The sequence below is a fragment of the Methylosinus sp. is20ea genome, assembly GCF_059718135.1.
This window is the reverse complement of the sequence record NZ_AP046088.1, coordinates 1,347,604-1,372,918: the sequence shown is the minus strand read 5'-3', so window position 1 is coordinate 1,372,918 and position 25,315 is coordinate 1,347,604. Positions and strand designations below refer to the sequence as shown.

The window sequence follows — 25,315 nt, the reverse complement described above, 5'->3', positions numbered from 1 at the left end:
TCGAGCCTTGTTTGGCCTCACCCAATCACGCGCTCGACCTTGCTGACCAGAGCGCTGGCCCGCAGCCGGGCGACGATGTCGTTCAAATGCTTCAGATCGACGACTTCGAGATCGAATCGCATCTCACGAAAGTCGGGAGAATGAATGGCGAAGGCGACATTGTCGATATTGGCTCCCGTCTCGCCGATCAGCGTCGCCAGCCCGCCGAGCGTTCCCGGCTCGTTGATCGCCGTCACCACGAGCCGGGCCGGAAACAGCTCCCGGCTCTCCGGATCGATGTCCCAGCGCACGTCGAGCCAGCGGTCGGGCTGATCGTCGAAGGCGGTGAGCGCCGGCGATTGAATCGGATAGATGGTGATGCCCTCGCCCGGCGTCAGTATGCCGACGATGCGGTCGCCCGGCACGGCGCCGCCCTCCGGCGCGAAGCGCACCGGCACGTCGCCGCGCAGGCCGCGGATCGGAATGGCGCTCGCCTGATCGGCGACGCCCGGCGCCTTGAACACCACATTGACATTGGACTTCATGCCGAACCAGCCGGCCTCGCCCGGCTCGAGCCGCATCTGTTGCGCGGGCTTGCGCTCCTCGCTGAAGTCCGGATAGACGGATTTCACCACATCGCCCGAATAGATCTCGCCGCGGCCGACGGCGGCGAACGCATCCTCCAGCGAGGCGCGGGCGAGCCGTGGCAGCGCGGCCTTGAGCTTCTCGTCCGAGACCGCTCGGCCGGCGCGCTCGAAGGCGCGGGTCACGATCTGCCGACCGAGACCGGCATATTGCATGCGCACGGCCTCACGCGTCGCGCGGCGAATGGCGGAGCGCGCCTTGCCGGTGACGACGAGCGACTCCCAGGCCGCCGGCGGCACATGGCCCTCGGCGCGGATGATCTCCACCTCGTCGCCATTCTGCAATTGCGACAGAACCGGGGCGATGCGTCCGTTGATCTTGGCGCCGACCGCGGAGTCGCCGACGCGCGTATGCACCGCATAGGCGAAATCGATCGGCGTCGCGCCGCGCGGCAAGGCGATGAGGCCGCCCTTCGGCGTGAAGCAGAACACCTGGTCCTGGAACAATTCGAGCCGCGTATGCTCCAGAAACTCTTCCGGACTGTCTCCATGGGCGAGCAGCTCCAGCGTATCCTGCAGCCATTTGAAGGCGCGGCTCTCCTTGGCGAGATCCTCTTTGCCCTCGATGCTCGACGAATCCTTGTAGAGCGCATGGGCGGCGATGCCGAAACGCGCGATCTCGTGCATGGCGGCGGTGCGGATCTGCAATTCCACGCGCTGATGGCCGGGGCCGATCACAGTGGTGTGGAGAGAGCGATAATCATTCTGCTTGGGCGTCGAAATATAGTCCTTGAAGCGCCCGGGAACGCTCGGCCATTTGGTGTGCACGATGCCGAGGGCGCGATAGCAATCCTCGACATCGTCGACGATGATGCGAAAGCCGAATATGTCGGAGAGCTGCTCGAAGGCGATCGATTTGCGCTCCATCTTGCGCCAGACGGAGAAGGGCGTCTTCTGCCGCCCGGTGACCGCCGCATGAATGCCGCGATCGGCGAACTCCTGCGTCAGCTCCTTCTCGATCTTCTTGATGATGCGGCCGTTCTTGGCGCGCAGATCGTGCAGGCGCGATTCGATCGCCTGATAGGCCTCCGGCGTCAGATGGCGGAAGGCGAGGCCCTCCAGCTCCTCGCGCAGCCGCTGCATGCCCATGCGGCCGGCGAGCGGCGCGTAGATGTCGAGCGTCTCCTGCGCGATGCGCGCGCGCTTTTCCGGCGGCACGAAATGCAGCGTGCGCATATTGTGCAGCCGATCCGCGAGCTTGACCAGAAGCACGCGCACATCCTCGGCGACGGCGAGCAGCAGCTTGCGGAAATTCTCGCCCTGAGCGGCTTTTTTGGAAACGAGGTCGAGCTTCTCGATCTTGGTCAGCCCGTCGACCAGCTTGCCGATCTGCGGCCCGAACAGGCGATTGATCTCGTCGAGCGTGGAGCTCGTGTCCTCGACCGTGTCATGCAGCACGGCGGCGACGATGGTGGCGTCGTCGAGCTTGAGGTCGGTGAGGATGGCCGCCACTTCGAGCGGATGGGAGAAATAAGGGTCGCCGGAGGCGCGGGTCTGCTGCCCATGCGCCTTCATGGCGTAGACATAGGCCCGGTTCAGCAGATCCTCGTCGACCTGCGGGTTGTATTTGCGCACCCGCTCGACGAGTTCATATTGGCGCATCATCGGCGTCGACCAACGATCTGGTTGCGCGGATCGTCGGGGGCGTCGCGGAACTCACGGGGAAGATCGGACGGGAGACGGCGCGAGGGCCCGAAGCCGGCCGACGGCCGCATTCGCGCCGGATTGTAGAGCACCTCGCGGCCGGCCTCTAGCGATTTCGGCGGCCGCCCCTCGCGGGGGCGGCGCGACTTGCCGGCGAATTACTCGCCTTCGTCCTCGACCTCGGCCGGCGGCACCAGACCTTCGAGGCCGCGGAGGAGATCCTCCTCCGTCATGCGGTCGAATTGCGCGTCGCCGCCGTCGGAATCCGGCGCGGCGGCGGCGAGCGCGGGCACGGTCTCGGTCTCGGGCTCGTCGACCTCGACATGGCGCTGCAGCGAATGGATGAAGTCTTCCTTGAGATCGTCCGGCGACAGCGCGGTCTCGGCGATCTCGCGAAGCGCGACGACGGGATTCTTGTCCTTGTCGCGCTCCACCAGGATCGACTGGCCGGAGGAGATCAGCCGCGCGCGATGCGCCGCGAGGAGAACCAGATCGAAGCGGTTCTCGATCTTGTCGATGCAGTCTTCGACGGTGACGCGCGCCATGTCGTGCGGACTCCTCTAGCTTTCGAGCGAGCCGCCTGCTACACCAATTCCTTGCCGCTGGCAATGCGCGGCCGCTGGCAATGCGTGCGATGGGACGCCGCTCGCCCGAGAGCCGAAGGCCGCGCCCGATCACGCCGACGGTAGGCCAAGATCTGTTGCTGTAGTATTTCTGAGACGGATTTTTCGCCTACCCCCCTTGACGACCGTCGATACATGGTCGATTTACGACCTTAACGAAGGGCGTGACTGTAATGTGACCAAGGCTGTTCGCGGATGGCGCGCCTGTTTGCGACGCGTACGCTAGAGGCGACGTGGCGCGGGCGGAAGCGACGGCGCGCGCGAAGAGCGTCACTGTAGACGCGAAGAGCGTCACTGTAGAGATGCGTGCTGCCAGTAGGGTCGACAGCGCGTTCGGCAAGCGGCGGCCCCTCGATTACTGGACCCGACAAGCGAGACCTAGATGGCAGACCCGGAACGAATTGCCTTATTCATTGATGGCGCCAACCTCTATGCGACAGCCAAATCGCTCGGTTTCGACATCGACTATAAGCGGCTGCTGCGCGAGTTCCAGGGCAAGGGCCGGCTGATTCGCGCCTTCTATTACACGGCGCTGATCGAGGATCAGGAATATTCGTCGATCCGTCCGCTGATCGATTGGCTCGACTACAATGGCTACGCCGTCGTGACCAAGCCGACCAAAGAGTTCGTCGATTCGCTCGGCCGCCGCAAGGTCAAGGGCAATATGGACATAGAGCTCGCCGTCGACGCGATGGAGATGGCGGAGCATATCGACCATATGGTGCTGTTCTCCGGCGACGGCGACTTCCGCTCGCTGGTCGAGGCGGTGCAGCGCAAGGGCGTGCGCGTCTCGGTGATCTCGACGATCACCACCCAGCCGCCGATGATCGCCGACGAACTTCGCCGTCAGGCCGACGAATTCGTCGATCTCATCCATCTCGTCGGCAAGATCGGCCGCGATCCGGGCGAGCGCGCCGAGCGCATGCAGCGCTTCCAGGAGCGCCGGCCGCAGCCGGTGACGCCGGGCGGCGCGCCCGACGACGATCACGAGGCTTGATCGGCCATCGAAAACAGCTATTTGCGCGGACGAGCCCGGCCATGATTGCCCGCTCTGTCCGCGCCTCGTCGTTTATCGGCGTGAGCTGCGGGAGAGCCATCCCGATTGGCATAATGCGCCCGTCGCCGATTTCGGGCCTCTCGATGCGCGTCTGCTGGTGGTCGGCCTCGCGCCGGGACGCATGGGCGCCAATCGCACCAGCCGCCCTTTCACCGGCGATGACGCGGGCCGTCTCCTCTACGCCACTCTCGCGGAATTCGGCTTTTCGAGCGGCGTCTATGACGCCCGCGCCGACGATGGCGTCGCCCTCGTCGATTGCCGCATCACCAATGTCCTGCGCTGCGTTCCGCCCGGCAATAAGCCGCTCCCGGCCGAGCTTTCGGCCTGCCGCCCCTTCTTCGTCGCGACGCTCCGCCACCTGAAACGGCCGCGACTTATCGTCGCACTCGGCCGCATCGCCCATGAGGGCGTGCTGCGCGGCTTGGCGCTGAAGCCCGGCGGATTCCCCTTCGCCCATGGGCGCGAGCATGAGATCGCCGCCAATACTACGACGTCGTCGATTATTCTTATCGACAGCTATCATTGCTCGCGGCTCAACACGAACACGGGCGCGCTGACGCCGCAAATGTTTCGGGCGATCTTCGCGCGGGCGCGGGAGATTTTGAACGAGAGCTGATCCCGCGCGCCTCAGCCGCGGTCGCGCAGCAGCCGGCTCTTCTCGCGACCCCAATCGCGCTTCTTCTCGACCTCGCGCTTGTCGTGCAGCTTCTTGCCGCGCCCCAGCGCGATCTGCAGCTTGGCGCGGCCGCGCTCGTTGAAATAGAGCTTCATCGGCACGATGGTCATGCCCTCGCGCTCGACGCCCTGCGCCAGCTTGGCGAGCTCGCGCTGCTTCAACAGCAGCTTGCGCAGCCTTTTGGGCTCGTGATTGAAGCGATTGCCGGAGAGATATTGGGGGATAGTGGCGTTGACGAGCCACGCCTCGCCCTTGCGGTCGACATGGGCATAGCTCTCGGCGATGGTCGCCTTGCCGGTGCGCAGCGACTTCACCTCCGTGCCCGTCAGCGACAGGCCGGCCTCGAAGGTCTCGCCGATCTCATAATCATAGCGTGCGCGCCGATTGTCGGCGACGACCTTGAAATTGGGGTTTTCCTTCTCGGCCACGGTTTTGAGGTCCTGCGTTCGGCTCAGGCGTCCAGCACGCCCGCCGAGACGAGGGCGTCGCGAATCGCCTTCTTCGTCGGCTCGGAGGAGGGAACGAGCGGCAGGCGGACCTCTTCCCGCGCGCGGCCGAGCAGCGAGAGGCCGTATTTGGCCCCGGTCACGCCGGCCTCGAGGAAAATCGCCTGCTGCAGCGCGGTGAGGCGGTCCTGCAGCGCCAGCGCCGTCTTGAAATCCCCGGCGAGCGCGGCGGTCTGCAGATCGGCGCAGAGCCTCGGCGCGACATTGGAGACGACGGAGATGACGCCGATCGCGCCGACGGCGACGCTCGCCAGAGCGAGAATGTCGTCGCCGGAGAATTGCACGAACTCCGGCCCGATGGCGGCGCGCTGCTGGAGAATGCGGCCGACATTGCCGGTCGCGTCCTTGACGCCGACGATGGTCTTCAGCTCGGCGAGCCGGGCGAGCGTGGCGACGCTCATATCGACCACCGAGCGCGGCGGGATGTTGTAGACGATGATCGGAATGGAGATCGCCTCCGCCACAGCGGCGAAATGCTGGTAGAGGCCTTCCTGATTCGGCTTATTGTAATAGGGCGTGACGACGAGCACGCCGTCGGCGCCCGCCTCCTGCGCATGGCGGGCGAGCTCGACCGCCTCGCGCGTGTTGTTGGAGCCCGCGCCGGCGATGACGGGGACGCGGCCGGCGGCCTGCCGGATCACGGTCTCGACGACGGCGCGGTGCTCTTCATGGCTCAAAGTCGGGCTCTCGCCCGTCGTGCCCACGGGAACCAGGCCCTGCGTCCCGCTCTCGATCTGCCAGTCGACGAGCGCGCGCAGAGCCGCGTGGTCGACCGCGCCATCGGCGAAAGGCGTGACCAGAGCCGTGTAAGATCCTCGGAAGACTGCCTTGTCGTTCATATGCCGTCGCTTTCGCTGCGCCACGCGGGCGCCGTAATCGCCGCGCTTACTGACTGGGACTGGTACGGAGAATTTATCGGCCTTTCCCCCGCGGCGGCCGATCCGCTTCGGAGCTCGGCGCCTGTCATAGCCTCTGGGCGTTTAGGTGAAAAGGGTTCGCGACCTCCCTGCGAGCGGAATCGCCGAATAGCTCGAGCGACGGGTCGACGCGGAGAAGAAAATTCGAAAATCCCGAGGCTTATCGATTTGGTTGACAGTTCCGCAACGAAATGACCGCAGGCTGGATGACGTTGTGTGTCCGGGAGCGTGAGGCTGATGACGAATCGCAAGAGGGGCGCCGCGCGCCTCGTTCTTCTCGTCGCCGCCCTGGGCGTGGCGGCGGCTCTCTATCCGGCGACGCAGCGCCGCATCCCCGACCGCGACAGCGATGATCCGCCGGCCCCGGCCGCCGCCTCTTCGCCGCAGGAGCCCTCTTCGCCACAGGAGTCCTGGCGGCCGCGCGATTCGGCGCGTGAGGCGCTGCATGATTTTCTCGGTCCCGGCGACGGCGCCGCCCCGCCGGACCCGCGCGCGGCGAGCATGCTGCGCCGGCCGGCGGCGGGCGACGCCGCCTCCAAGCTGCTCTCCTACGCCCCGGCCGATGGCGGGCTCGATTTCGACGCGCAGGCGCCGCAGCCGCCGGAGGCGGCGGTTCTGCTCGGCCCGGATTACGAGGCTTTCGGCCGCGCGCTCGCCGCCTTCAAATCCGGCGATTTCGCCGCCGGCGATCAGGCGCTCGTCGGCGTCGAGGCGCCGCTCGCCCGCGCCGCCGCGCAATGGGCCGGCCTGCGCCAGCATCCGCGCGAGGCCGGTTTCGCGCGGCTGTCGAAATTCCTCGCCGAGCATCCGAGCTGGCCGGCCTCCGCCTGGCTGCGCCAGCGCGTCGAGGAGGCGCTCTATGGCGACAAGCACCCCGATCGGCTGATCGTCGATTATTTCGCCGAGCGGCCGCCCAAGACGCCGGCCGGCCGGCTGGCGCTCGCCCGCGTCATGGCGCGCCGCGGCGAGCCGCTGGAGGTCGCGGCGCTGATCAAGCCCATGTGGCGCGAGGATGATTTCAACGAGCCGCTGGAGCAGGCGGCGAAGAAGGAATTCGCCGACTATCTCGACGCCGCCGATCACAAATATCGCGCCGACCGGCTGCTCTACGCCGAGAAGATCGGGCCCGCCCTGCGTATTGCCGCCCATGCCGGCAAGGATACGCTCGATCTCGCCCGCGCCCGCGCGCTGGCGATCAATGAGAGCGCTTCGGAAAAGACGTTCTCCGCTCTGCCGGCCGAAGCGCAGAAGGACCCCGGCCTCCTGTTCGCGCGCATTCATATGCTGCGCCATCAAAAGAAGCTCGTGGAGGCGGCGGCGCTGCTGCGCACGGCGCCGCGCGATCCGCGCCTCATCGTCGATGGCGACGCCTGGTGGGTGGAGCGGCGGCTCATCTCCCGCAAGCTGATGGATATCGGCCAATTCGCGCAGGCCTATGAGCTCTGCGCGCAGCATTCGGCGCGCTCGCTCTCCTATCGCGTCGAAGCGGAGTTCCACGCCGGCTGGATCGCGCTGCGTTTCCTGAGCGATCCCGCCAAGGCGCAGCGCCATTTCGAGGAGATCGCCCGCATCGCCGAGACGCCGATCCAGAAATCGCGCGGCGCCTATTGGCTCGCCCGCGCCGAGGAGGCGGCCGGCGCGGCGGAGGCGGCGCGCGCGTCCTATGAGAACGCCGCGCTGCAATCGACGACCTTCTATGGCCAGCTCGCCCGCGCCAAGCTCGGCGCTTTCGACTCGCCGCTGCGCCCGACGCCCGAGCCCGCCCGCGGCGACGCCCGCGACGAATCGGTGCGCGCGGTGGAGCTGTTCTTCGCCGCCGGCGAGAAGGAGATCGCCGCGCAGCTCGCCGCCGACGCCGCCAGGATATTGGTCGGCGAGGCGCAGCTCTCGGCGCTGGCCGATGTGGCGCAGCGCCGCCGCGAGGCGAAGATTTCGCTCACCCTCGGCAAGCTCGCCTCCTATCGCGGCATCGCCATAGACGATGCGGCTTTTCCGTCTTTCGGCATTCCCACTTTCGCGGCGCTGCCTCGTTCGGCCTCGCGAGCGATCGTCTACGCCATAGCGCGGCAGGAGAGCGCCTTCGATCCCAAGGCGGTCTCCAGCGCCGGCGCCATGGGGCTGATGCAGATGATCGCCTCCACCGCGCGCCACACCGCGCAGCAGACGGGCGTCGTCGGCTTCGATCTGAAGCGCATGCTCGACGAGCCGGCCTTCAATGCGCGGCTCGGCGCGGCGCATCTCGGCATGCTGCTCGACGAGCACAAGGGCTCCTACATACTCGCCTTCGCCGCCTATAACGCCGGCGGAAAGAGGGTGAAGGAGTGGATCGACGCCTATGGCGATCCGCGCAAGACGGAGGTCGATCCGATCGATTGGGTGGAGCGCATTCCGATCAGCGAGACACGCAATTATGTGCAGCGGGTGATCGAGAATCTGACCGTCTATCGCGCCCGCTTCGGCGACCGCGAGACGCGCGCGCCGCAGGGCGATCTGTGGCGGATGCACGCGGCGAATTGAGGGGCGGCGATTTCGCCTCTCGCTTCATTGGCGCGGGCGCGGCGAGCCCTTATATTGAAGCCGCCACAGACTGGAGACGTCCCGTGTCGCAGAAGCACGATATCGACAGACCGGCCGAGATCGAGATCCTCCCGCCCGATCGCGAGAGCGGACCGCGCCTGCGCTCGCGCGCGCGCATTTGGATCGGCGGGACCGAGGGCGTGAAGGTCATCAAGGTCGGGCCCATCGGCGCCGCCCTGCTGACGCTCGCCGGCGCGGTGGCGCTGGCGATGGGCCTCATCTTCTTCGCCAGCGCTTTTCTGGTGCTGCTGCCCGTCGCTCTGGTGATCGGCGCGATCGCCTATCTGACCGGCGCCGCGGGCAATCCCTTCCGCCGCATTCCCTGACCGCGGATCGGCCGCGCCCGGCGTCCAGATTCCGGGCTTTGCGGAGGCGGCCGGCGCTGGTAGATAGGGCCATGGTCCTGCGCCGCAGCATTCGAATTATTTGCCCGGCCCGCGCTCGAGCCTGAGAGGTTCGCGCGGCGACCGGGTTCTCGCGCCTCGTTCGGCGCCCCTTCCGCCTGTTTTCCCTCGAGTTTCGCGCTCCGCCCATCCGAGGCGCCGCCGCGACCGCAATGGTTTCCGACGAGATGAACGACAAAACCCGAGACAAAGGCCGCGACGACAAAGGCCCCGATTTCTCCAAGAGCCTCTATCTGCCGCAGACGGATTTTCCGATGCGCGCCGGCTTGCCGCAGCGCGAGCCGGAAATCCTCGCGCGCTGGGAGGAGATCGGCCTCTACGCCAAGCTGCGCGCGGCCGCCGAGGGACGGCCGAAATTCGTGCTGCATGACGGCCCGCCCTACGCCAATGGCAATATCCATATCGGCCATGCGCTGAACAAGATCCTCAAGGATCTCGTCACCCGCAGCCGGCAAATGGCCGGCAAGGACAGCAATTACGTCCCCGGCTGGGACTGCCACGGCCTGCCGATCGAATGGAAGATCGAGGAGGAGAATTACCGCTCCAAGGGCAAGAAGAAGCCGGATTTCGCCGATCCGGCGGCGATCGTCGCCTTCCGCCAGGAGTGCCGCGCCTATGCGGGGCATTGGCTCTCCGTGCAGCGCGAGGAGTTCAAGCGCCTCGGCGTCACCGGCGACTGGGCCAATCCCTACGCCACGATGAATTTCCCCGCCGAGGCGCATATCGCCCGCGAGCTGATGAAATTCGCCGAGAATGGGCTGCTGTACCGCGGATCGAAGCCGGTGATGTGGAGCGTCGTCGAGAAGACCGCGCTCGCCGAGGCGGAGGTGGAGTACGAGGATCATGTCAGCGACACGGTGCATGTCGCCTTTCCGGTGAAGGACGGGCCGGGCGCCGTCGTCATCTGGACGACGACTCCCTGGACGCTGCCGGGCAATCGCGCCATCTCTTATTCGCACAAGATCGCCTATGGCCTCTATCGCGTGACCGCGGCTCCCGAGAATAATTGGGCGAAGGTCGGCGCGACCTATGTGCTCGCCGACAAGCTCGGCGAAGATGTATTCAAAGCGGCGAAGGTGGAAGGCTTCGAGCGTTTGCGCGACGTTCCGGCGCAGGAGCTGTCGAGCTTTGTCGCGTCGCATCCGCTCAGCGCTTTGGGCTATGATTTCAAAGTGCCCCTCCTCGACGGCGACCATGTCACCGACGACACCGGAACGGGCTTCGTCCATACGGCGCCCGGCCATGGCCGCGAGGACTTCGATATTTGGATGGCGAGCGGGCGTATGCTCGCCGAGCGCGGCATCGATGCGCGCATTCCTTATACGGTCGACGCCGACGGCTTCTATACCGATGAAGCGCCGGGCTTTCCCGGCAAGCGCGTGCTCACCGAGAAGGGCGACAAGGGCGACGCCAATGAGGCGGTGATTCAAGCGCTGGTCGCGGCGGGCAATCTCGTCGCGCGCGGGCGGCTGAAGCATCAATATCCGCATTCGTGGCGGTCGAAGAAGCCGGTCATCTTCCGCAACACGCCGCAATGGTTCATCGCGCTCGACAAGAAATTCTCTCATTCGAACCCTCACCCTGAGGAGGCGCGAAGCGCCGTCTCGAAGGGCGAGGGGGCGCCCCGCGGCCCATCCTTCGAGACGCCGGCTGCGCCGGCTCCTCAGGATGAGGGGTTGGGGTCGACACGAGATGAGGGGGCTGGCGGGAATGCGCCCACCTTGCGCGATATCGCGCTCGATGAAATCTCCCGCACGCAATGGGTTCCCGCCGCCGGCGAGAATCGCATTCGCGGCATGATCGCCAATCGTCCCGATTGGGTGGTCTCGCGTCAGCGCGCCTGGGGCGTGCCGATCGCCGTCTTCGTGAAGAAGGGCGGCCACGACATTCTCGTCGATGCGCGCGTCAACGCCCGCATCGTGGACGCCTTCGAGAAGGAGGGCGCCGACGCCTGGTACGAGGAAGGCGCGGCGACGCGTTTCCTTTCGCCCGACTACGACCCTGCCGATTACGAGAAGATCGACGATGTTCTCGATGTGTGGTTCGACTCGGGCTCGACGCATTCCTTCACGCTCGAGGACCCGGCGCATTTCCCCGGCCTCGCTGGCATCAAACGCAAGCGCGACGGCGGCGCCGACGAGGTGCTCTATCTCGAGGGCTCGGATCAGCATCGCGGCTGGTTCCATTCCTCGCTGCTGGAATCCTGCGGCACGCGCGGCCGCGCGCCCTATGACATCGTGCTGACGCATGGCTTCACGCTCGACGAGCACGGCCATAAAATGTCGAAGTCGAAAGGCAATGTCGTCGCGCCGCAAAAGGTCATCGCCGACGCCGGCGCCGACATATTGCGCCTGTGGGTGGCGAGCGTCGATTACAGCGACGATCAGCGCATCGGGCCGGAAATCCTCAAAAGCGTCACCGATAATTACCGCAAGCTGCGCAACACCATCCGCTGGATGCTCGGCACGCTCGCGCATTATCGCACCGAGGAGCGCGTCGCCTATGCCGATCTGCCGGAGCTGGAACGCCTCGTGCTGCATCGTCTGTCGGAGCTCGGCGAGGAGGTCGCTGCGGCCTATGCGGAGTTCGATTACAAGAAGGTCGTCGCGCTGCTGACGCCCTTCCTGACCAGCGATCTCTCGGCCTTCTATTTCGACATTCGCAAGGACGCGCTCTATTGCGATCCGCCGTCGAGCGTGAAGCGCAAGGCGGCGCTGACCGTGGTGGAGGAAGTGTTCCGCGCGGTGACTTTGTGGCTCGCGCCCATCCTCGCCTTCACGGCGGAGGAATCGTGGCTGTCGCGCTACGCCGACGCCGTCTCCGTGCATCTCGAGACGTTCGTCGATTTACCGGCCGGCTGGCGCGACGAGGCGCTCGCTGCGAAGTGGGAAAAGCTGCGCGCGCTTCGCTCCGTCGTCACCGGGGCGCTGGAGATCGAGCGCGCGCAAAAGCGCATCGGCTCCTCGCTCGAGGCGGCGCCGCTCGTTCATGTGGCGGACGCCGATCTGCGCGCGGCGCTGGAGGGCGTGGACTTCGCCGAAATCTGCATCGTGTCGGATATAGCGATCGATGCGGGCGAGGGGCCGGCTGATGCGTTCCGTCTTCCCGAGGTCGTCGGCGTGGCGGTGGTTCCGCGGCGGGCGGAGGGCGTCAAATGCGCGCGCTCCTGGAGATATTTCGATCCCGCGACGGCCGAGCCAGACTTCCCCGGCGTCACCCCCCGCGACGCGCAAGCGCTGCGGGAGCTGACGGCGGCGGGCAAATGGTCGGCGTAAGGGTTTCTTCGTCCCTGGGTCGCTAGCCTCGATCTGCGTGCGCGCTCCTTCTCCCACTCGTGGGAGAAGGTGGCCTCGCGAAGCGAGGTCGGATGAGGGTCCGCGCCGCGCACTGATCCGCCAGTTCGAGTAGCTGCCGTCGCCCTCATCCGACCCGGCTACGCCGGGCCACCTTCTCCCGCAGAGCGGGAGAAGGGATCGCGCACCTAGAGTTCGCTCGGGAGACGTCGTAAATTGAAGGTTCTCGCCGCCTTCCTCGCCAACACAGTCGCAAACTTCCTCATCGGCCTGCTCGTGGCGAAATTCCTCGGGCCGGAGGAATATGGCCGTTTCGCGCTGGCTTTCGCGATCGGCGTCGTCATTCAGACGGGCGCTTTCGATTGGATGCGCCTCTCGGCGACGCGCTTTTATTCGACGCGCGTGCGCGAGGCCGAGCCGGCCATACGCTCGACGCTCGATTTCGCCTATCTCGCGACCACGGCGGCGCTCATCCTCTGCGGCGGCCTCTTCCTCTTCGTCGCGTCGCCCTTCGCGCTCGGCGACACTCTCATCGCGCTGGCGCTGGCGACGGCGGCGATCAATGGGCTCTTCGACTATTCCACCGCGCTGCTGCGCGCGCGCTTCGAGGACAAAAGCTATAGCCGCGTCGTTCTCGCCAAGAATATTCTGGCCCTCGCGCTCACCGGCGGCGGCGCCTTTATTTTCCACTCGGCGGGAATGGCGATCGCCGGCAGCCTCGCCAGCCTGTTCGGCGCCGTGCTCACCGCGCGCGCCTCGCTGACGGACCCCGGCGCCTCGCCGCGCGGCGCGCGCATGGCGACGGCGCGCACGCTCGTCGCCTATAGCGCGCCCATCGTCGCGGCGAACATGCTCTATCAATCGGTGCCGCTGGCGGCGCGGGCGCTCGTCACCGCCTATTACGGCTTCGCCGAGACGGGGCAGTTCTCGCTCGCCTATGATCTCGGCATTCGCGCCATTTTCGCCATGGGCTCGGCGCTGGATGTGCTGCTGTTCCAGATCGCCGTCGCCGCCCATGAGCGGCATGGGGCGCAGAAGGGCAAGGAGCAGATCGCCCGCAATATGACGATCGTCGCCGCCTTCCTGCTGCCCGCCTGCGCCGGCATCTGGCTGACCATGCCCTCGATCGAGGCGCTGATCGTGCCGGCGCAATTTCGCGGGCCCTTCGGCCATTATCTCGATCTTCTGCTGCCCGGCCTCTTCGCCATGGGGCTGATTCAATTCGCGGTCAATCCGGTGTTCCAGATCGAGAAGAAGACCGCCCCGCTCATCGGCGCGGCCTCGGTCGCGGTGGTCTCGGGCCTCGTCCTCGCCTTTCTCATCCCGCGCGGCGCGGACGCCTCCAGCCTGGCGCTCGCCCAATGCGGCGCCTATGTGGCGGCGCTCGTCGCGCTGGTTCTCTTCGCCGCGCGCACCTCGCCGCAATGGCCGCGCGGGCGCGATATATTCGGCGCGCTGGCGGCGACGGGGGCGATGGTTCTGGCGCTGCGTCCGCTCGCCGGCCTCGAGCCCGGAATTCTCGCCCTGCTCCTGCAGGTGGGCGTCGGCGGCGCGGTCTATTGCGCAGCGGTTCTCGCCTTGGACATCGCCGGGCTGCGCGGCCTCGCCCTCTCCTGGGCGGGCCCCATATTGGCCAGAGCTCGGGCCGCGCTATAAACTCCTGGCCGAGCGAGTATCGCTCGGGCGATAAAGGGCGGCGGCCGGGGGAGAATAATCGCGATGGTGCTGCCGCTTCACGACGACGCGCCGCTCAAATATGTGCGGCGGCCCTATGTCAATTGGGCGCTCATCGCGATCAATATCATCGTCTTCGTCGCCGTGTTCAGCGAATTCTTCGGCGATCCGCTCACCGTGGTGCGCGGCTTCGGCCTCATACCGGCGGTGCTGTTCGGCCGCGCCGAGCTCGCCCCCTGGATCGTCACCCCCGGACCCGAGTGGACGCTGCTGACCAGCCTCTTTTTCCATTCCGGGCTCGGCCATCTGGCGGGAAACATGATTTTTCTCTATGTCTTCGGCGATAATGTCGAGGACGCCATGGGGTCCGCCGGCTATCTGCTCTTCTATCTGCTCTGCGGCGTCTCGGCCGCCATGCTGTTCGCTGTGGGCGCGCCGCTCACCCTTACGCCGCTCGTCGGCGCCTCGGGCGCGATCTCCGGCGTCTGCGCCGCCTTCATCCTGCTCTATCCGCGCTCGACCATCTTCGGCCTCGTCGCCGGCATCATCCCGATCCATGCGCCGGCCTCGCTCTTCGTCGGCACCTGGATTCTCTTTCAGCTATTCAACGCCTTGACCGACGATCAGGGCCAGGTCGGCTGGTGGGCCCATATCGGCGGCATTCTGGCGGGCCTCATTCTGACGCCGCTGTTCAAGCGGCGCGACGTGCGCTGGTTCGGCCCGCGACCCTTCGAGGGGCCGTGGGGGTGACGCCGGGACGCTCGTCATGATGACCCGGCCGACCCTCATATTGATGACCGCGACCGTCGATCCCGGCGATTATGCGGCCGATATCGCGCGCCGCGACCTGGAGGTCAGAAAGGCCGACTATCGCGACGCATTGCGATTTTTCATGAGCCTGGAGGACCCGCGTATCTCGGGAGTCGTGTTCTGCGAGAATTCCGGCGCCGATCTCTCCTTCCTGGAGGCGGATGCGCTGCGCCGCGAAACGCAGCGGCCGCTCGAGATCATCGGCTTTTGCGGCAATCATCGGCCGAGCGGCCTTCATTACGGCTATTCGGAGCTCGGAATCGTCGATCACGCCTGCCGGAGCAGCCGATTGCTCGCCCGAGGCGACCGCTTTTTCAAAGTGACCGGCCGGCTGACCTTCGAGCGGATTTCCGCGCTGATGGATCATCTGCCCGATGACTGCCGCTTCGGCGCCGATTTCCGCCGCGCCTATTCCAGAGAGGGCGGGGCGCCGATGCGGGCGCGCACCGAATTAATGTTCTTTCGCAAGGATTTCTATCTCGAGCATATTTTCGAGCGGCGCGGCGTCATGATCGAGCCGCCCCTCGTCTTCGAAGAATTCGTCGTGCGAGTGATTTTGCCTCTCCGCAGCCGGGGGGGCGAGGGCGGCCTGATGCTGCGATGGCCGATCGAATGCGGAGCCTCCGGCTACGCCGCCGGCGACAATTCCGACTATGATTCCGGCCCTGTTCGCGCAAAACGCCGGATTCGCGCCCTCGCGCGCCGGGTGATCCCATGGCTCTGGATTTGATCGGCCAGTGTCCCGGCGACGGCTCGGGCTCCGATCGAGCGGGCCGAAGGGGAGCTTCGGCGGGAACCGCGCGGGCGGGCGCGAGTGTGGGCGGGCGAGTATGGGCGGGCGCGAGTGTGGGTTTGACAGGGCGGCGAGCCGACGTTACCAGAACGGCTTCCGAGCATTCCGCGCAGGCCTCGCGCCGCGCGGCGCTAATTCGTTCTCGACGCGGCGCTCGAAAAAGCCGATCGGGGCCATTCGGCCAAAGGGCGCGATTTTTCGAAACAATCGAGACGAAGGTCAATCTCGCCGGGAGTTGCGCGATGAAGGTTCTCGTGCCCGTGAAACGGGTGGTCGACTATAATGTCAAGATCAGGGTCAAGCCGGACGGTTCGGGCGTCGACGTCGCCAATGTGAAATTTTCGATGAATCCTTTCGACGAGATCGCCGTCGAGGAGGCTATTCGCTTGAGAGAGGCCGGCAAGGCGACGGAAGTCGTGCTCGTCACCATCGGCCCGGCCAAGGCGGACGAGACTTTGCGGTCCGGCATGGCCATCGGCGCCGACCGCGGCATTCACGTCAAGACCGACGAGCTGGTCGAGCCGCTGGCGGTCGCCAAGATTCTCGCCAAGATCGTCGCCGAGGAGGCTCCTGGCCTCGTCATTCTCGGCAAGCAGGCGATCGACGACGACAGCAATCAGACCGGCCAGATGCTCGCCGCTCTGCTCGGCTGGGGCCAGGGCACTTTCGCCTCCAAGGTGGAGATCGGCGACGGCTCCGTGGATGTGACGCGCGAGGTCGACGGCGGCCTGCAGACGGTAACGCTGAAGCTGCCGGCCGTGGTGACGACGGATCTGCGCCTCAACGAGCCGCGCTACGCCAGCCTGCCGAATATCATCAAGGCGAAGAAGAAAGAGGTCGCGGCCAAGACCCCGGCCGATTACGGCGTCGACATCACGCCGCGCCTCGAAGTGTTGAAGACGGCCGAGCCGCCAGCCCGCAAGGCCGGCATAAAGGTCGGCTCGGTGCCCGAATTGCTGGAAAAGCTCAAGACTGCGGGAGTTCTGTAAATGACGGCGCTCATCGTCGCGGAAGTCACGGAATCCGCGCTCGCCCCCTCCACCGCCAAGGCGCTGACGGCGGCGCTGCAGATCGGCGGCGGCGTTCATATTCTCGTCGCGGGCGAAAACGTCGGCCCGGCGGCCGAGGCCGCGGCCAAGCTCTCGGGCGTCGAGAAAGTGCTGGTCGCCGACAATGCGGCCTATGGCCATCATCTGGCCGAGCCGCTGGCGGCGCTGATCGTCGGCCTCGCCGGCCCCTATGACGCGATCCTCGCGCCTTCGACCTCCAACTCGAAGAATGTGCTGCCGCGCGTCGCCGCTCTGCTCGATGTGGCGCAGGTGTCGGACGTCATCAAGATTATCTCCGCCGACACGTTCGAGCGGCCGATCTACGCCGGCAACGCCATTCAGACCGTGCGGTCCAAGGACGCCAAAAAGGTCATCACCGTGCGCACCGCCTCCTTCACGGCGACGGGCGAGGGCGGCTCGGCGGCGATCGAGGCGATCGGCGCCGGCTCCGATCCGGCGGTGTCGAGCTTCAAGAGCGAGGCGCTGGCCAAATCCGAGCGGCCGGAGCTGACGGCGGCCAAGATCATCGTCTCGGGCGGCCGCGGCCTCGCCAGCGCGGAGAATTTCAAGGAATATATCGAGCCTGTCGCGACCCGCCTCGGCGCGGCAATCGGCGCCTCGCGCGCGGCGGTCGACGCCGGCTACGCCCCCAACGATCTGCAGGTCGGCCAGACCGGCAAGGTGGTGGCGCCGGACCTCTATGTCGCCATCGGCATATCGGGCGCGATCCAGCATCTGGCCGGCATGAAGGACTCCAAGGTCATCGTGGCGATCAACAAGGACGAGGAGGCGCCGATCTTCCAGGTCGCCGATTATGGCCTGGTGGCGGATCTCTTCCCGAGCTTGAAGGAGCTCGACGCGGAGCTGGCCAAGGCCGGCCGCTGAGGTGTGGCTCGGCTTTCGCGGCCCTTGCCGAGGGAGCCACAAAGCCGTCATGGCCGGGCTCGTCCCGGCCATCCACGCCTGAGCGCTGCTGATTGTTGCAGAATTGCGCGTGGCGCCACAGTCGCGGCGAAAGTCTTCATGACCTCGCTCCGCGACGACGCCCGCAAATGCGAAAATCGAGAAATCCGCAGATCGCCGGCGCTTTCGGGCGATGTCTCCGTCGCTCGGCGTGGAAGGCCGGGACGAGCCCGGCCATGACGGCCTCGGCGGCTTTCGAAGCGTGGTTTCGCTGCGGTGCGAAACGGCGGTTTTCACAAAGGCCGAACGCGCGCTATACTGAATTGGAAGCGCTCCGCTTCTCGCTGGTGGTGTTCGAAAGATGGGCTCTGAAATTCGCAAGATCGGCATTGTCGGCGCCGGGCAGATGGGCAAGGGCATCGCTCAGGTCTGCGCGGTCGCGGGTTTCGATGTGGCGCTCAACGACCTGTCGGAGAGCCGCATCACCGCCGGCATAGACGATATAACGGCGCATCTCGGCAAGGCCGTGGAGCGCGGCCAGTTCGACGAGGAGGCCCGCAAGGCCGCCGTCGCGCGCATCCGGCCGGCCAAGGATTACGCCGATTTCGCGGATAGCGACCTCGTCATCGAGGCCGCCACCGAGAATGAGGAGGTCAAGCGCGGCATCCTCACCGAGCTCGGCCCCAAGCTGCGCCCCGGGGCCTTCATCGGCACCAACACCTCCTCCATCTCCATCACCCGCCTCGCCGCGGTGACGGGGCGGCCGGAGCAGTTCATCGGCATTCATTTCATGAATCCGGTGCCGAAGATGCAGCTGGTCGAGGTGATTCGCGGCATCGCCACCGAGGACAAGACCTTCGAGGCGGCCAAGCAGTTCATCGGCGAGCTCGGCAAGACAGTCACGGTGTCGGAGGATTTTCCGGCCTTCATCGTCAATCGCATTCTGCTGCCGATGATCAATGAGGCGATCTACACGCTCTATGAGGGCGTGGGCTCGGTGGAGGCGATCGACACCGCCATGCGGCTCGGCGCCAATCATCCGATGGGCCCGCTGCAGCTCGCCGATTTCATCGGGCTCGACGTGTGCCTCTCGGTGATGCAGGTGCTGCACGAGGGGCTCGCCGATTCGAAATATCGGCCCTGTCCGCTGCTGGTGAAATATGTCGAGGCCGGCTGGCTCGGCCGCAAGACGCAGCGCGGCTTCTACGATTATCGCAGCGGCACGCCGGTCCCGACGCGCTGAGGATAAGCGGCGAGGCGACGCCTCAGGGATCCGAACCCAAGTAGATACAACCACGTCATGCCCGCGCTCGTCGCGGGCATCCACGCCGAGACATTGCGACGTGCTTGGAGAAGAGGCGGCGCGGTTCCGCTCATATTTTAAGCTTTCCGAGGCGTCGCGGCGTGGATGGCCGCGAGCGCGGCCATGACGCTGGAAACATCGCGACGCCGACCGATCAGGACGCCGGTGCGGTTCGCCTGCGGCGCGGCGCCGCTGGAATCGCCCGCACGGCCAATAGCGCGAATGTCGCGGCGGCGTAGAGCAGGGGCTCCGCCGGCCAGGATTTCACGATCAGCAGAAAATGCGCCGCCGCCAACAAAGCGGCGACATAGACGAGCCGATGCAGCCGCGCCCAGGCCTTAGCCCCGAGGCGACGAATCGCGGCGTTATTGGAGGTCGCGGCCAGCGGGACGAGGATGACAAAAGCCGCCATGCCGATCGTCACATAAGGCCGCTTCAAAATGTCGCGGCCTATGGCCGGCCAGTCGAAGCCATGGTCGAGCGCGACATAGGCGGCAAGATGCAGCGCCGCATAATAGAAGGCGAGCAGCCCCAGCGCGCGGCGATAGCGCAAGAGATCGACGCCCGCCGCGCGGCGCAGCGGCGAGATCGCGAGGCAGAGCAGCAGAAAGCGCAGCGACCAGAGCCCGAGCTCCTGCTCCAGCGCCTTGATCGGCTCCGGCCCCAGCCGATCCATGACGCCGAGAGAAAAGGTCCAGACCGCCGGGACGAAGCCGATGACATAGACCGCGAGCTTGGGAACGCGCCAATGCGCCGGCAGGGAAACGAACGTGGCGCGCATCAAAAATACCGCTCGAGGTCCATGCCGCCATAGAGCGAGGCGACCTGATCCGCATAGCCATTGTACATCAGCGTCGGCCGCCGTTTGGCGAAGAGGCCGCCCTCGCCGATCCGCCGCTCCGTCGCCTGGCTCCAGCGCGGATGGTCGACATTGGGATTGACGTTGGAATAGAAGCCGTATTCGCGCGGATTTTGAATGTTCCAGGAGGTCTTGGGCTGCGTCTCCGAGAATGAGATGCGCACGATCGATTTGATGCCCTTGAAGCCATATTTCCACGGAACGACGAGCCGCAGCGGCGCGCCATTCTGGTTCGGCAGCGTCTCGCCATAGAGGCCGATGGCGAGAATGGCGAGCGGATGCAGCGCCTCGTCGAGCCGCAGCCCCTCGACATAGGGCCAAGGCAGAAGCTGCAGCAGGCCTTTCTGGCCGGGCATCTCCTCCGGCCGCACCAGAGTCTCGAAGGCGACATATTTGGCGGAGCCCAGAGGCTGGGCGCGCTTCACGATCTCGGAGAGCTGCACGCCGATCCAGGGAATGACCATGGACCAGCCCTCGACGCAGCGCATGCGATAGACGCGCTCCTCGAGCGCGAGCGGCTTGATGAGGTCCTCGAGAAGGTAGTCGGCGGGCTCGGCGACGAGACCGTCGATCCGCACCTTCCAGGGCGTGGTGGTCAGCGTGTGGGCGTTGTCGGCGGGGTCGCTCTTGCGGCCGCCGAACTCGTAGAAATTATTATAGGCGAGCACATCCGTCCGCGGCGTCTTCGGCTCGTGGGTCGAGAAGCGGCTCTCGGCGGCCGCGAGCGGCTTCGCCTGCGCCGCGCCTGCGAACGCCATGGCCGCGCCGAAGCCGGCGAGAAACTCGCGCCGTCGCAGATAGACGGAGCGCGGCGTGATCTCGGATGGGGCGATATCGGGCGAATGACGGATCAGCATTTGCGCCTCGGGCAAAAAGAAAGAGCGGCCGGCCCGAATGGACCCGCCGCTCCTATTTCGTGAGCCGGCGCGAGAGCGTTACGGCCGCTCCCGGCTTCGGCGTCAGAGCGAGGCCGCGGGCAGCGCCTCGAGCCGCGCAATGCCGGCGCGCACCGCGGACTGCACCTTCTCGAAGGCGCGGACCTCGATCTGCCGCACGCGCTCGCGGGAGACGCCGAACTCCTCCGACAAATCCTCGAGCGTGACGGGATCGTCGGAGAGGCGGCGCGCCTCGAAGATGCGGCGCTCGCGCGGATTGAGAACCGTCAGCGCGCCACGCAGCGCGTCGAGCCGATTATTGCTCTCCTCCTGACGCAGGAGCAAATGCTCTTGATCGGTGGAAGTATCGTCGACGAGCCAATCCTGCCATTCGCCTTCGCCCTCCTCGCGCAGGGGCGCGTTCAGCGAGGCGTCGCCGGCCATGCGGCGATTCATCTCGATGACATCCTGCTTCGAGACGCCGAGACGGGTGGCGATATTCTCGACATGCTCGGGCGTGAGATCGCCCTCCTCGAAGGCCGAGATGCGGCTCTTGGCCTTGCGGAGATTGAAGAACAGCTTCTTCTGGCTCGCCGTGGTGCCCATTTTCACGAGCGACCATGAGCGCAATATGTATTCCTGGATCGAGGCGCGGATCCACCACATGGCGTAGGTGGCCAGCCGAAAGCCGCGGTCCGGCTCGAAGCGCTTGACGGCCTGCATGAGGCCGACATTGCCCTCCGACACGATCTCGCCGATCGGCAGTCCGTAGCCGCGATAGCCCATGGCGATCTTGGCGACGAGCCGAAGGTGGGACGTGACGAGCTTCTGCGCGGCTTTCGGGTCCTCGTGCTCGCGCCAGCGCTTTGCGAGCATATATTCTTCCTGCGGCTCCAGCATGGGGAACCGGCGGATCTCGGCGAGGTACCGCGCGAGGCCGCTTTCACCGGAGACGATGGGCAGGGCGTTCGCCATTTTCACCTCCTGACGGGCCCCCGAATACGGCGAGCCCGTAATGCGCGACCGCAAGCGCCGGCCGCAACGCCTCAATATAGACCGATCCGAGCATGGCCGAAAGATGGCTCGGCGCTAAGTGCCAAATGACGGCCGGGTTAAATTTCTGTAATGTGCGTAGGGGCTTCGGCAATTCGCATTCGCCCAACTAGGGCGGCGCGCGCGCTCGTCACGCGCATCGCCTGCGCCCGATCAGACCGTTACGACGATCTTGCCGACCTGCTCATTCGACTCGAGATAGCGATGCGCTTCGACGATTCTCTCGAGCGGAAAGCTGCGCGCGATGATCGGCCGAAGGCGCCCCGCCGCCAGTCCGTCGAGCACGAAGCGGACTCCGCGCTCGCGCTTTTGCGGATCGCGCGTCACCGAAAACAAGGTGTAGCCGCGCAGCGTGAGCTGCTTGCGAATGGCCGCGAACAAGGGAAAAGGCGTCGGCGCGCCGGACAGCGCGCCATAGAGGAAGATGGTTCCACCGATCGCAGCCGCTTCCGCGAGCGCTTCGACGCCGGGCCCGCCGATCGGATCGAAGAGAAGACGCGCGCCTTCGCCTTCGGTGATGCGCTGCGTCTTTTCAATGAGGTCTTCGCTTTGCGTCACGACGACATGGCGCGCGCCGGCTTTCTCCAACGCCTCGCGCTTGGCCTTGGTGCGGGTGACGGCGATCGGCGTCGCGCCGGCGGCGTTCACGATCTGAATAGCGGCGAGGCCGACGCTGCTCGAAGCCGCGGTGACGATGACCGTGTCGCCGGGCGCGACGCCACCGATCTCGACCAGCGCGCCATAGGCGGTGAGATATTGCATCCAGATCGCGGCCGCCTCGCTCCAGGAGAGTGAGCCCGGATGCTTCACCACCGCATGAGCGGGGACGATGGCGGCGTCGCCATAGACGCCATACTCCGTCATCGAGAAAGCCGGCATGGTGCTCACGGCGTCGCCGATGGAAAAGCCCGTCACGCCTTCGCCGATCGCCTCGATCTCGCCCGAGGCCTCATAGCCGAGCCGCGAAGGCAGGCTCGCCGTTTCGATATAGGCGCCCGAGCGGAACATGGATTCGGCGCGATTGAGGCCGATCGCCCGGACGCGCAGGCGAATCTCGCCGGCTTTCGGGGCTCCGAGCGCCATTTCGTCGATCTGCAGAACATCCGGGCCGCCGAGACGATGAAAGCGAACGATGCGCGACATTTGCGGGTCTCCTCATTGGAAATATCGGTCGATCCTAGCGTTGGGCGAACGGTGCGAAAATTCCGCGATCGCTCACAGGAAACGTGCGATAATTCGCCGATGGATTGGGAAGACCTGCGCTTTTTTCTGGTTCTGTCGCGCTGCGGCTCGCTGTCGGCGGCCGCGCGCGAGCTCGGCGTCGATCATGCGACGGTCGGCCGGCGCATCGCCGCTCTGGAGGCGTCGCTGGGGCTGCGGCTGATCGACCGCCTGCCGCGCAGCCGGCCGCTCACGGAGGACGGCGCCGCCATCGCCGCGGCGGCCGAGCGCATGGAGGCGCTGGCCGAGGAAGTGCTGCGGCGCTCGCGCGGGGCCTCGCTGACCCTGTCGGGCGCCGTGCGCGTCAGCCTTCCGCCGGTTCTGGCGACGCTCTGCGTCGCGCCGCGGATCGAGACGCTGCGCCGGCTCCATCCGCAGTTGAAGCTCGTGCTGCTCGCCTCGCCGACCTTTGCGGCGCTCGAGCGCGGCGAGGCCGATATAGCGATCCGCATGAGCCGGCCGGAGGAGCCGGACGCCGTCGCGCGGCGGGTCGGAGCCATGCGATTTCGTCTCTACGCCAGCCAGGATTTGGCGGCGCGGCCGGCGGAGCAATGGGAGTTCGTCGGCTTCGACGAATCGCTCGGCCATCTGGGGCAGCAGCTCTGGCTGCGCAAGGTCGCGGGCGCGAGGCGGATCGTCTTCGAGGCCAATGATCTCTTCGCCCAGCAGGCCGCCGCTCGCGCCGGAGCGGGCGCGGCGGTTCTGCCGAGCTTCATGGGCGACGAGGACGCGGCTCTCGTGAGCCTGCCGATCGAGCCCGAGCCGCCGAAACGGGATCTGTGGCTGATCGCCTATCCTGATCTGCGCCGCTCGCCCGCGGTGCGCGCCGTCATGGATTTTCTGGCCGAATGCATCGGCGCCGAGCCGCGTCTGCGGCCTTGAATCGTCAGCCGCGCCAGAAGTCCGCGGCTCCGGGGGGAAGCGTCGCCAGAAGGCGATCGAATTCCGCTCCGTCGAGGCAGGCGCGCAGGGCGTAGGCGACATCTGCGATGGCGCTGTCGGGCGAGAAATTATGGTCCAGCCGCAGCGACCTGACCTCCTCGAGCAGAGCCGATCGGGACGAAAAGGCGCGCGGCTCCTCCTGCGTGTCCCAATCGGCGACGAATATCGCCCGCAACACGGGCGGAAGCACGCCGGCGAAGCGGATCGCATCGCGCATCTCGAGGCGGCGGCGGAATGTCAGCAGGACGCTCTGGGCTGTCGTATAGGCCTGGTTGCGCGTCGTCAGGCCCGAGCGCTCGATGACGAGTCGCAAGAAGCGTTCGAACTCCTCCGACGCGTGCTGATAGTCCATCGGAATGGGCATGGCCGTCTCCGCCCCGTTCAATTTCCTACGAGCGCTTTCTGCAGAGCGGCGAGGTCGGCCGGCAGCTCGCTCTCGAACATCAGCTCTTCGCGCGTCACCGGATGCGTGAAGCCGAGCGTCGCCGCATGCAGCGCCTGCCTCCCCAGCGCCTCGACGGCGGCGCGGGCGGCGGACGAGAGCAGAGCGGTCTTGGTCTTGAAGCCGGCGCCATAGGTCGCGTCGCCGATCAGCGGATGGCCGATATGCGCCATATGCACGCGAATCTGATGCGTGCGGCCGGTCTCCAGCCGGCAGGCGACGAGCGAGGCGGGTCCGAGATGCTCGACCAGCTCCCAATGCGTCACCGCCTCGCGGCCGCGCTCCTGCGGCACGACGGCCATTTTCTCGCGCTGGGTCGAGTGGCGGCCGATGGGCGCCTCGATCACGCCATGGCCGCGCTCCGGCGCGCCCCAGACGAAGGCGAGATATTCGCGCACCAGATGCAGCTTGCGGCCGTGATCCTCGAACAGGCGTGAGAGCCCTTTGTGCGCGGCGTCGGTCTTGGCGACGACGAGCAGGCCGGAGGTGTCCTTGTCGATGCGATGCACGATGCCGGGCTTTTTGACGCCGCCAATGCCGGAGAGGCTGGCGCCGCAATGGGCGATGAGGGCGTTCACCAGCGTCCCGGTCTCATGGCCATGGGCGGGATGCACGACGAGGCCGGCCGGCTTGTCGACGACGAGCAGATGCGCATCCTCGAACACGACAGTCAGCGGAATATTTTCCGCCTGCGGCTCGGCGGGCTCGGGCGGCGGCACGGCGAGCGCGATGGCGTCGCCGGCGGCGAGGCGACGGCTGGCGTCGCGCACGGTCGCGGCGCCGATGGCGAGCCGTCCGTCCTCGATCAGCGCCTTGAGCCGCGTGCGGGAAAGATGCGCGGCGACGAGCTCCGGCCGCTCGGCGAGGAAACGGTCCAGCCGCGAGCCCGCCGCCTCGGGCGGAACCTCGAAGGAGAACATGAGGTCCTCGTCCTCGTCGATAAGCTCGCTCGCGTCGATCAGCTCTCTTTTGTCGATCTCCGGGGCCGGGGCGTGCTCGCGCATAAATTTCCTTCTCATGCTGTCGGCGTGCTAACCAGCGCGCCTGTCCTCGATCCGCATCGGAGCCGCG

At 66.4% G+C, this 25,315-nt stretch carries 22 protein-coding genes; 12 read left to right on the top strand and 10 right to left on the bottom strand.

Annotated features, from left to right (window positions below; genetic code table 11):
* Positions 1-17 precede the first annotated feature (17 nt).
* Both AC6IY7_RS06300 and rpoZ read right to left on the bottom strand, forming a co-directional pair.
* Positions 18-2,228, bottom strand: coding sequence for a RelA/SpoT family protein (locus AC6IY7_RS06300; protein WP_497782216.1), 2,211 nt, complete (start codon positions 2,226-2,228; stop codon positions 18-20).
* Positions 2,229-2,425: 197 nt separating this feature from the next.
* Positions 2,426-2,812, bottom strand: coding sequence for a DNA-directed RNA polymerase subunit omega (gene rpoZ, locus AC6IY7_RS06295; protein WP_497782215.1), 387 nt, complete (start codon positions 2,810-2,812; stop codon positions 2,426-2,428).
* Between the two features lie 460 nt (positions 2,813-3,272).
* Between rpoZ and AC6IY7_RS06290 the strand changes: the two genes are divergently transcribed.
* Together AC6IY7_RS06290 and AC6IY7_RS06285 are read left to right on the top strand one after the other, a co-directional pair.
* Positions 3,273-3,887 (top strand): LabA-like NYN domain-containing protein, encoded by a 615-nt coding sequence (locus tag AC6IY7_RS06290; protein ID WP_036293925.1) that lies wholly within the window; start codon positions 3,273-3,275, stop codon positions 3,885-3,887.
* The gene (locus AC6IY7_RS06285; RefSeq protein ID WP_497782793.1) at positions 3,874-4,563 is read left to right on the top strand and encodes a uracil-DNA glycosylase; all 690 of its coding nucleotides are present in this window, start codon (positions 3,874-3,876) and stop codon (positions 4,561-4,563) included. Before AC6IY7_RS06290 ends, AC6IY7_RS06285 begins: the two co-directional genes overlap by 14 nt.
* Positions 4,564-4,574: 11 nt before the next feature.
* On the opposite strand, the gene smpB is transcribed toward AC6IY7_RS06285, so the two are convergent.
* Both smpB and dapA read right to left on the bottom strand, forming a co-directional pair.
* Positions 4,575-5,051 (bottom strand): SsrA-binding protein SmpB, encoded by a 477-nt coding sequence (gene smpB / locus AC6IY7_RS06280; RefSeq protein ID WP_497782214.1) that lies wholly within the window; start codon positions 5,049-5,051, stop codon positions 4,575-4,577.
* 23 nt (positions 5,052-5,074) lie between these two features.
* Positions 5,075-5,968: a 4-hydroxy-tetrahydrodipicolinate synthase gene (gene dapA, locus AC6IY7_RS06275; RefSeq protein ID WP_497782213.1), complete on the bottom strand. Its 894-nt coding sequence runs from the start codon at positions 5,966-5,968 to the stop codon at positions 5,075-5,077.
* A gap of 315 nt (positions 5,969-6,283) precedes the next feature.
* Between dapA and AC6IY7_RS06270 the strand changes: the two genes are divergently transcribed.
* The 9 genes from AC6IY7_RS06270 (at position 6,284) to AC6IY7_RS06230 (ending at position 18,792) form a co-directional block, all read left to right on the top strand.
* On the top strand, positions 6,284-8,563 hold the full coding sequence (locus AC6IY7_RS06270) for a lytic transglycosylase domain-containing protein (protein ID WP_497782212.1): 2,280 nt from the start codon (positions 6,284-6,286) through the stop codon (positions 8,561-8,563).
* A gap of 83 nt (positions 8,564-8,646) precedes the next feature.
* Positions 8,647-8,949, top strand: a complete 303-nt coding sequence (locus AC6IY7_RS06265; RefSeq protein ID WP_497782211.1) for a hypothetical protein — start codon at positions 8,647-8,649, stop codon at positions 8,947-8,949.
* Between the two features lie 245 nt (positions 8,950-9,194).
* Positions 9,195-12,302 carry an isoleucine--tRNA ligase gene (ileS, locus tag AC6IY7_RS06260; RefSeq protein WP_497782210.1) on the top strand — a complete coding sequence of 1,036 codons (3,108 nt, stop codon included), beginning with the start codon at positions 9,195-9,197 and terminating at the stop codon, positions 12,300-12,302.
* Between the two features lie 234 nt (positions 12,303-12,536).
* The gene (locus AC6IY7_RS06255) at positions 12,537-13,976 is read left to right on the top strand and encodes a lipopolysaccharide biosynthesis protein (RefSeq protein WP_497782209.1); all 1,440 of its coding nucleotides are present in this window, start codon (positions 12,537-12,539) and stop codon (positions 13,974-13,976) included.
* 63 nt (positions 13,977-14,039) lie between these two features.
* On the top strand, positions 14,040-14,744 hold the full coding sequence (locus tag AC6IY7_RS06250) for a rhomboid family intramembrane serine protease (protein WP_497782208.1): 705 nt from the start codon (positions 14,040-14,042) through the stop codon (positions 14,742-14,744).
* A gap of 16 nt (positions 14,745-14,760) precedes the next feature.
* Positions 14,761-15,534 carry a hypothetical protein gene (locus tag AC6IY7_RS06245; protein ID WP_497782207.1) on the top strand — a complete coding sequence of 258 codons (774 nt, stop codon included), beginning with the start codon at positions 14,761-14,763 and terminating at the stop codon, positions 15,532-15,534.
* Positions 15,535-15,839: 305 nt separating this feature from the next.
* A complete protein-coding gene (locus tag AC6IY7_RS06240; protein WP_497782206.1) occupies positions 15,840-16,586 on the top strand; it encodes an electron transfer flavoprotein subunit beta/FixA family protein in 747 nt (248 codons plus the stop codon).
* Positions 16,587-17,531 carry an electron transfer flavoprotein subunit alpha/FixB family protein gene (locus tag AC6IY7_RS06235; protein ID WP_497782205.1) on the top strand — a complete coding sequence of 315 codons (945 nt, stop codon included), beginning with the start codon at positions 16,587-16,589 and terminating at the stop codon, positions 17,529-17,531.
* 379 nt (positions 17,532-17,910) lie between these two features.
* Positions 17,911-18,792, top strand: a complete 882-nt coding sequence (locus AC6IY7_RS06230; protein WP_497782204.1) for a 3-hydroxybutyryl-CoA dehydrogenase — start codon at positions 17,911-17,913, stop codon at positions 18,790-18,792.
* A gap of 214 nt (positions 18,793-19,006) precedes the next feature.
* On the opposite strand, the gene msrQ is transcribed toward AC6IY7_RS06230, so the two are convergent.
* The 4 genes from msrQ to AC6IY7_RS06210 form a co-directional block, all read right to left on the bottom strand.
* Positions 19,007-19,633 carry a protein-methionine-sulfoxide reductase heme-binding subunit MsrQ gene (gene msrQ / locus AC6IY7_RS06225; RefSeq protein ID WP_497782203.1) on the bottom strand — a complete coding sequence of 209 codons (627 nt, stop codon included), beginning with the start codon at positions 19,631-19,633 and terminating at the stop codon, positions 19,007-19,009.
* Positions 19,633-20,568 (bottom strand): protein-methionine-sulfoxide reductase catalytic subunit MsrP, encoded by a 936-nt coding sequence (gene msrP, locus AC6IY7_RS06220; protein WP_497782202.1) that lies wholly within the window; start codon positions 20,566-20,568, stop codon positions 19,633-19,635. The genes msrQ and msrP overlap by 1 nt, the downstream gene beginning before the upstream one ends.
* 102 nt (positions 20,569-20,670) lie before the next feature.
* Positions 20,671-21,561, bottom strand: a complete 891-nt coding sequence (gene rpoH, locus AC6IY7_RS06215) for an RNA polymerase sigma factor RpoH (RefSeq protein ID WP_497782201.1) — start codon at positions 21,559-21,561, stop codon at positions 20,671-20,673.
* Positions 21,562-21,792: 231 nt separating this feature from the next.
* On the bottom strand, positions 21,793-22,782 hold the full coding sequence (locus AC6IY7_RS06210) for a zinc-dependent alcohol dehydrogenase family protein (protein WP_497782200.1): 990 nt from the start codon (positions 22,780-22,782) through the stop codon (positions 21,793-21,795).
* A 99-nt stretch (positions 22,783-22,881) separates the two neighbouring features.
* Between AC6IY7_RS06210 and AC6IY7_RS06205 the strand changes: the two genes are divergently transcribed.
* Complete coding sequence (locus AC6IY7_RS06205) at positions 22,882-23,742, top strand: LysR family transcriptional regulator (protein ID WP_497782199.1); 861 nt, start codon at positions 22,882-22,884, stop codon at positions 23,740-23,742.
* A 4-nt stretch (positions 23,743-23,746) separates the two neighbouring features.
* On the opposite strand, the gene AC6IY7_RS06200 is transcribed toward AC6IY7_RS06205, so the two are convergent.
* Positions 23,747-24,166 (bottom strand): DUF2267 domain-containing protein, encoded by a 420-nt coding sequence (locus AC6IY7_RS06200; protein ID WP_497782198.1) that lies wholly within the window; start codon positions 24,164-24,166, stop codon positions 23,747-23,749.
* Between the two features lie 17 nt (positions 24,167-24,183).
* Positions 24,184-25,164, bottom strand: coding sequence for an RluA family pseudouridine synthase (locus tag AC6IY7_RS06195; protein WP_497782792.1), 981 nt, complete (start codon positions 25,162-25,164; stop codon positions 24,184-24,186).
* Positions 25,165-25,315 lie beyond the last annotated feature (151 nt).

What these genes read in the sequence shown, in the direction of transcription:
- AC6IY7_RS06195 (WP_497782792.1), bottom strand. Translation starts at nt 25,164, where the DNA reads ATGTTCTCCTTCGAGGTTCCGCCCGAGGCGGCGGGCTCGCGGCTGGAC.
- msrP (WP_497782202.1), bottom strand. Translation starts at nt 20,568, where the DNA reads ATGCTGATCCGTCATTCGCCCGATATCGCCCCATCCGAGATCACGCCG.
- AC6IY7_RS06300 (WP_497782216.1), bottom strand. Translation starts at nt 2,228, where the DNA reads ATGATGCGCCAATATGAACTCGTCGAGCGGGTGCGCAAATACAACCCG.
- AC6IY7_RS06290 (WP_036293925.1), top strand. Translation starts at nt 3,273, where the DNA reads ATGGCAGACCCGGAACGAATTGCCTTATTCATTGATGGCGCCAACCTC.
- AC6IY7_RS06240 (WP_497782206.1), top strand. Translation starts at nt 15,840, where the DNA reads ATGAAGGTTCTCGTGCCCGTGAAACGGGTGGTCGACTATAATGTCAAG.
- rpoZ (WP_497782215.1), bottom strand. Translation starts at nt 2,812, where the DNA reads ATGGCGCGCGTCACCGTCGAAGACTGCATCGACAAGATCGAGAACCGC.
- AC6IY7_RS06270 (WP_497782212.1), top strand. Translation starts at nt 6,284, where the DNA reads ATGACGAATCGCAAGAGGGGCGCCGCGCGCCTCGTTCTTCTCGTCGCC.
- AC6IY7_RS06250 (WP_497782208.1), top strand. Translation starts at nt 14,040, where the DNA reads ATGGTGCTGCCGCTTCACGACGACGCGCCGCTCAAATATGTGCGGCGG.
- AC6IY7_RS06235 (WP_497782205.1), top strand. Translation starts at nt 16,587, where the DNA reads ATGACGGCGCTCATCGTCGCGGAAGTCACGGAATCCGCGCTCGCCCCC.
- ileS (WP_497782210.1), top strand. Translation starts at nt 9,195, where the DNA reads ATGAACGACAAAACCCGAGACAAAGGCCGCGACGACAAAGGCCCCGAT.
- AC6IY7_RS06205 (WP_497782199.1), top strand. Translation starts at nt 22,882, where the DNA reads ATGGATTGGGAAGACCTGCGCTTTTTTCTGGTTCTGTCGCGCTGCGGC.
- AC6IY7_RS06245 (WP_497782207.1), top strand. Translation starts at nt 14,761, where the DNA reads ATGATGACCCGGCCGACCCTCATATTGATGACCGCGACCGTCGATCCC.
- AC6IY7_RS06230 (WP_497782204.1), top strand. Translation starts at nt 17,911, where the DNA reads ATGGGCTCTGAAATTCGCAAGATCGGCATTGTCGGCGCCGGGCAGATG.
- dapA (WP_497782213.1), bottom strand. Translation starts at nt 5,968, where the DNA reads ATGAACGACAAGGCAGTCTTCCGAGGATCTTACACGGCTCTGGTCACG.
- AC6IY7_RS06200 (WP_497782198.1), bottom strand. Translation starts at nt 24,166, where the DNA reads ATGCCCATTCCGATGGACTATCAGCACGCGTCGGAGGAGTTCGAACGC.
- rpoH (WP_497782201.1), bottom strand. Translation starts at nt 21,561, where the DNA reads ATGGCGAACGCCCTGCCCATCGTCTCCGGTGAAAGCGGCCTCGCGCGG.
- msrQ (WP_497782203.1), bottom strand. Translation starts at nt 19,633, where the DNA reads ATGCGCGCCACGTTCGTTTCCCTGCCGGCGCATTGGCGCGTTCCCAAG.
- AC6IY7_RS06210 (WP_497782200.1), bottom strand. Translation starts at nt 22,782, where the DNA reads ATGTCGCGCATCGTTCGCTTTCATCGTCTCGGCGGCCCGGATGTTCTG.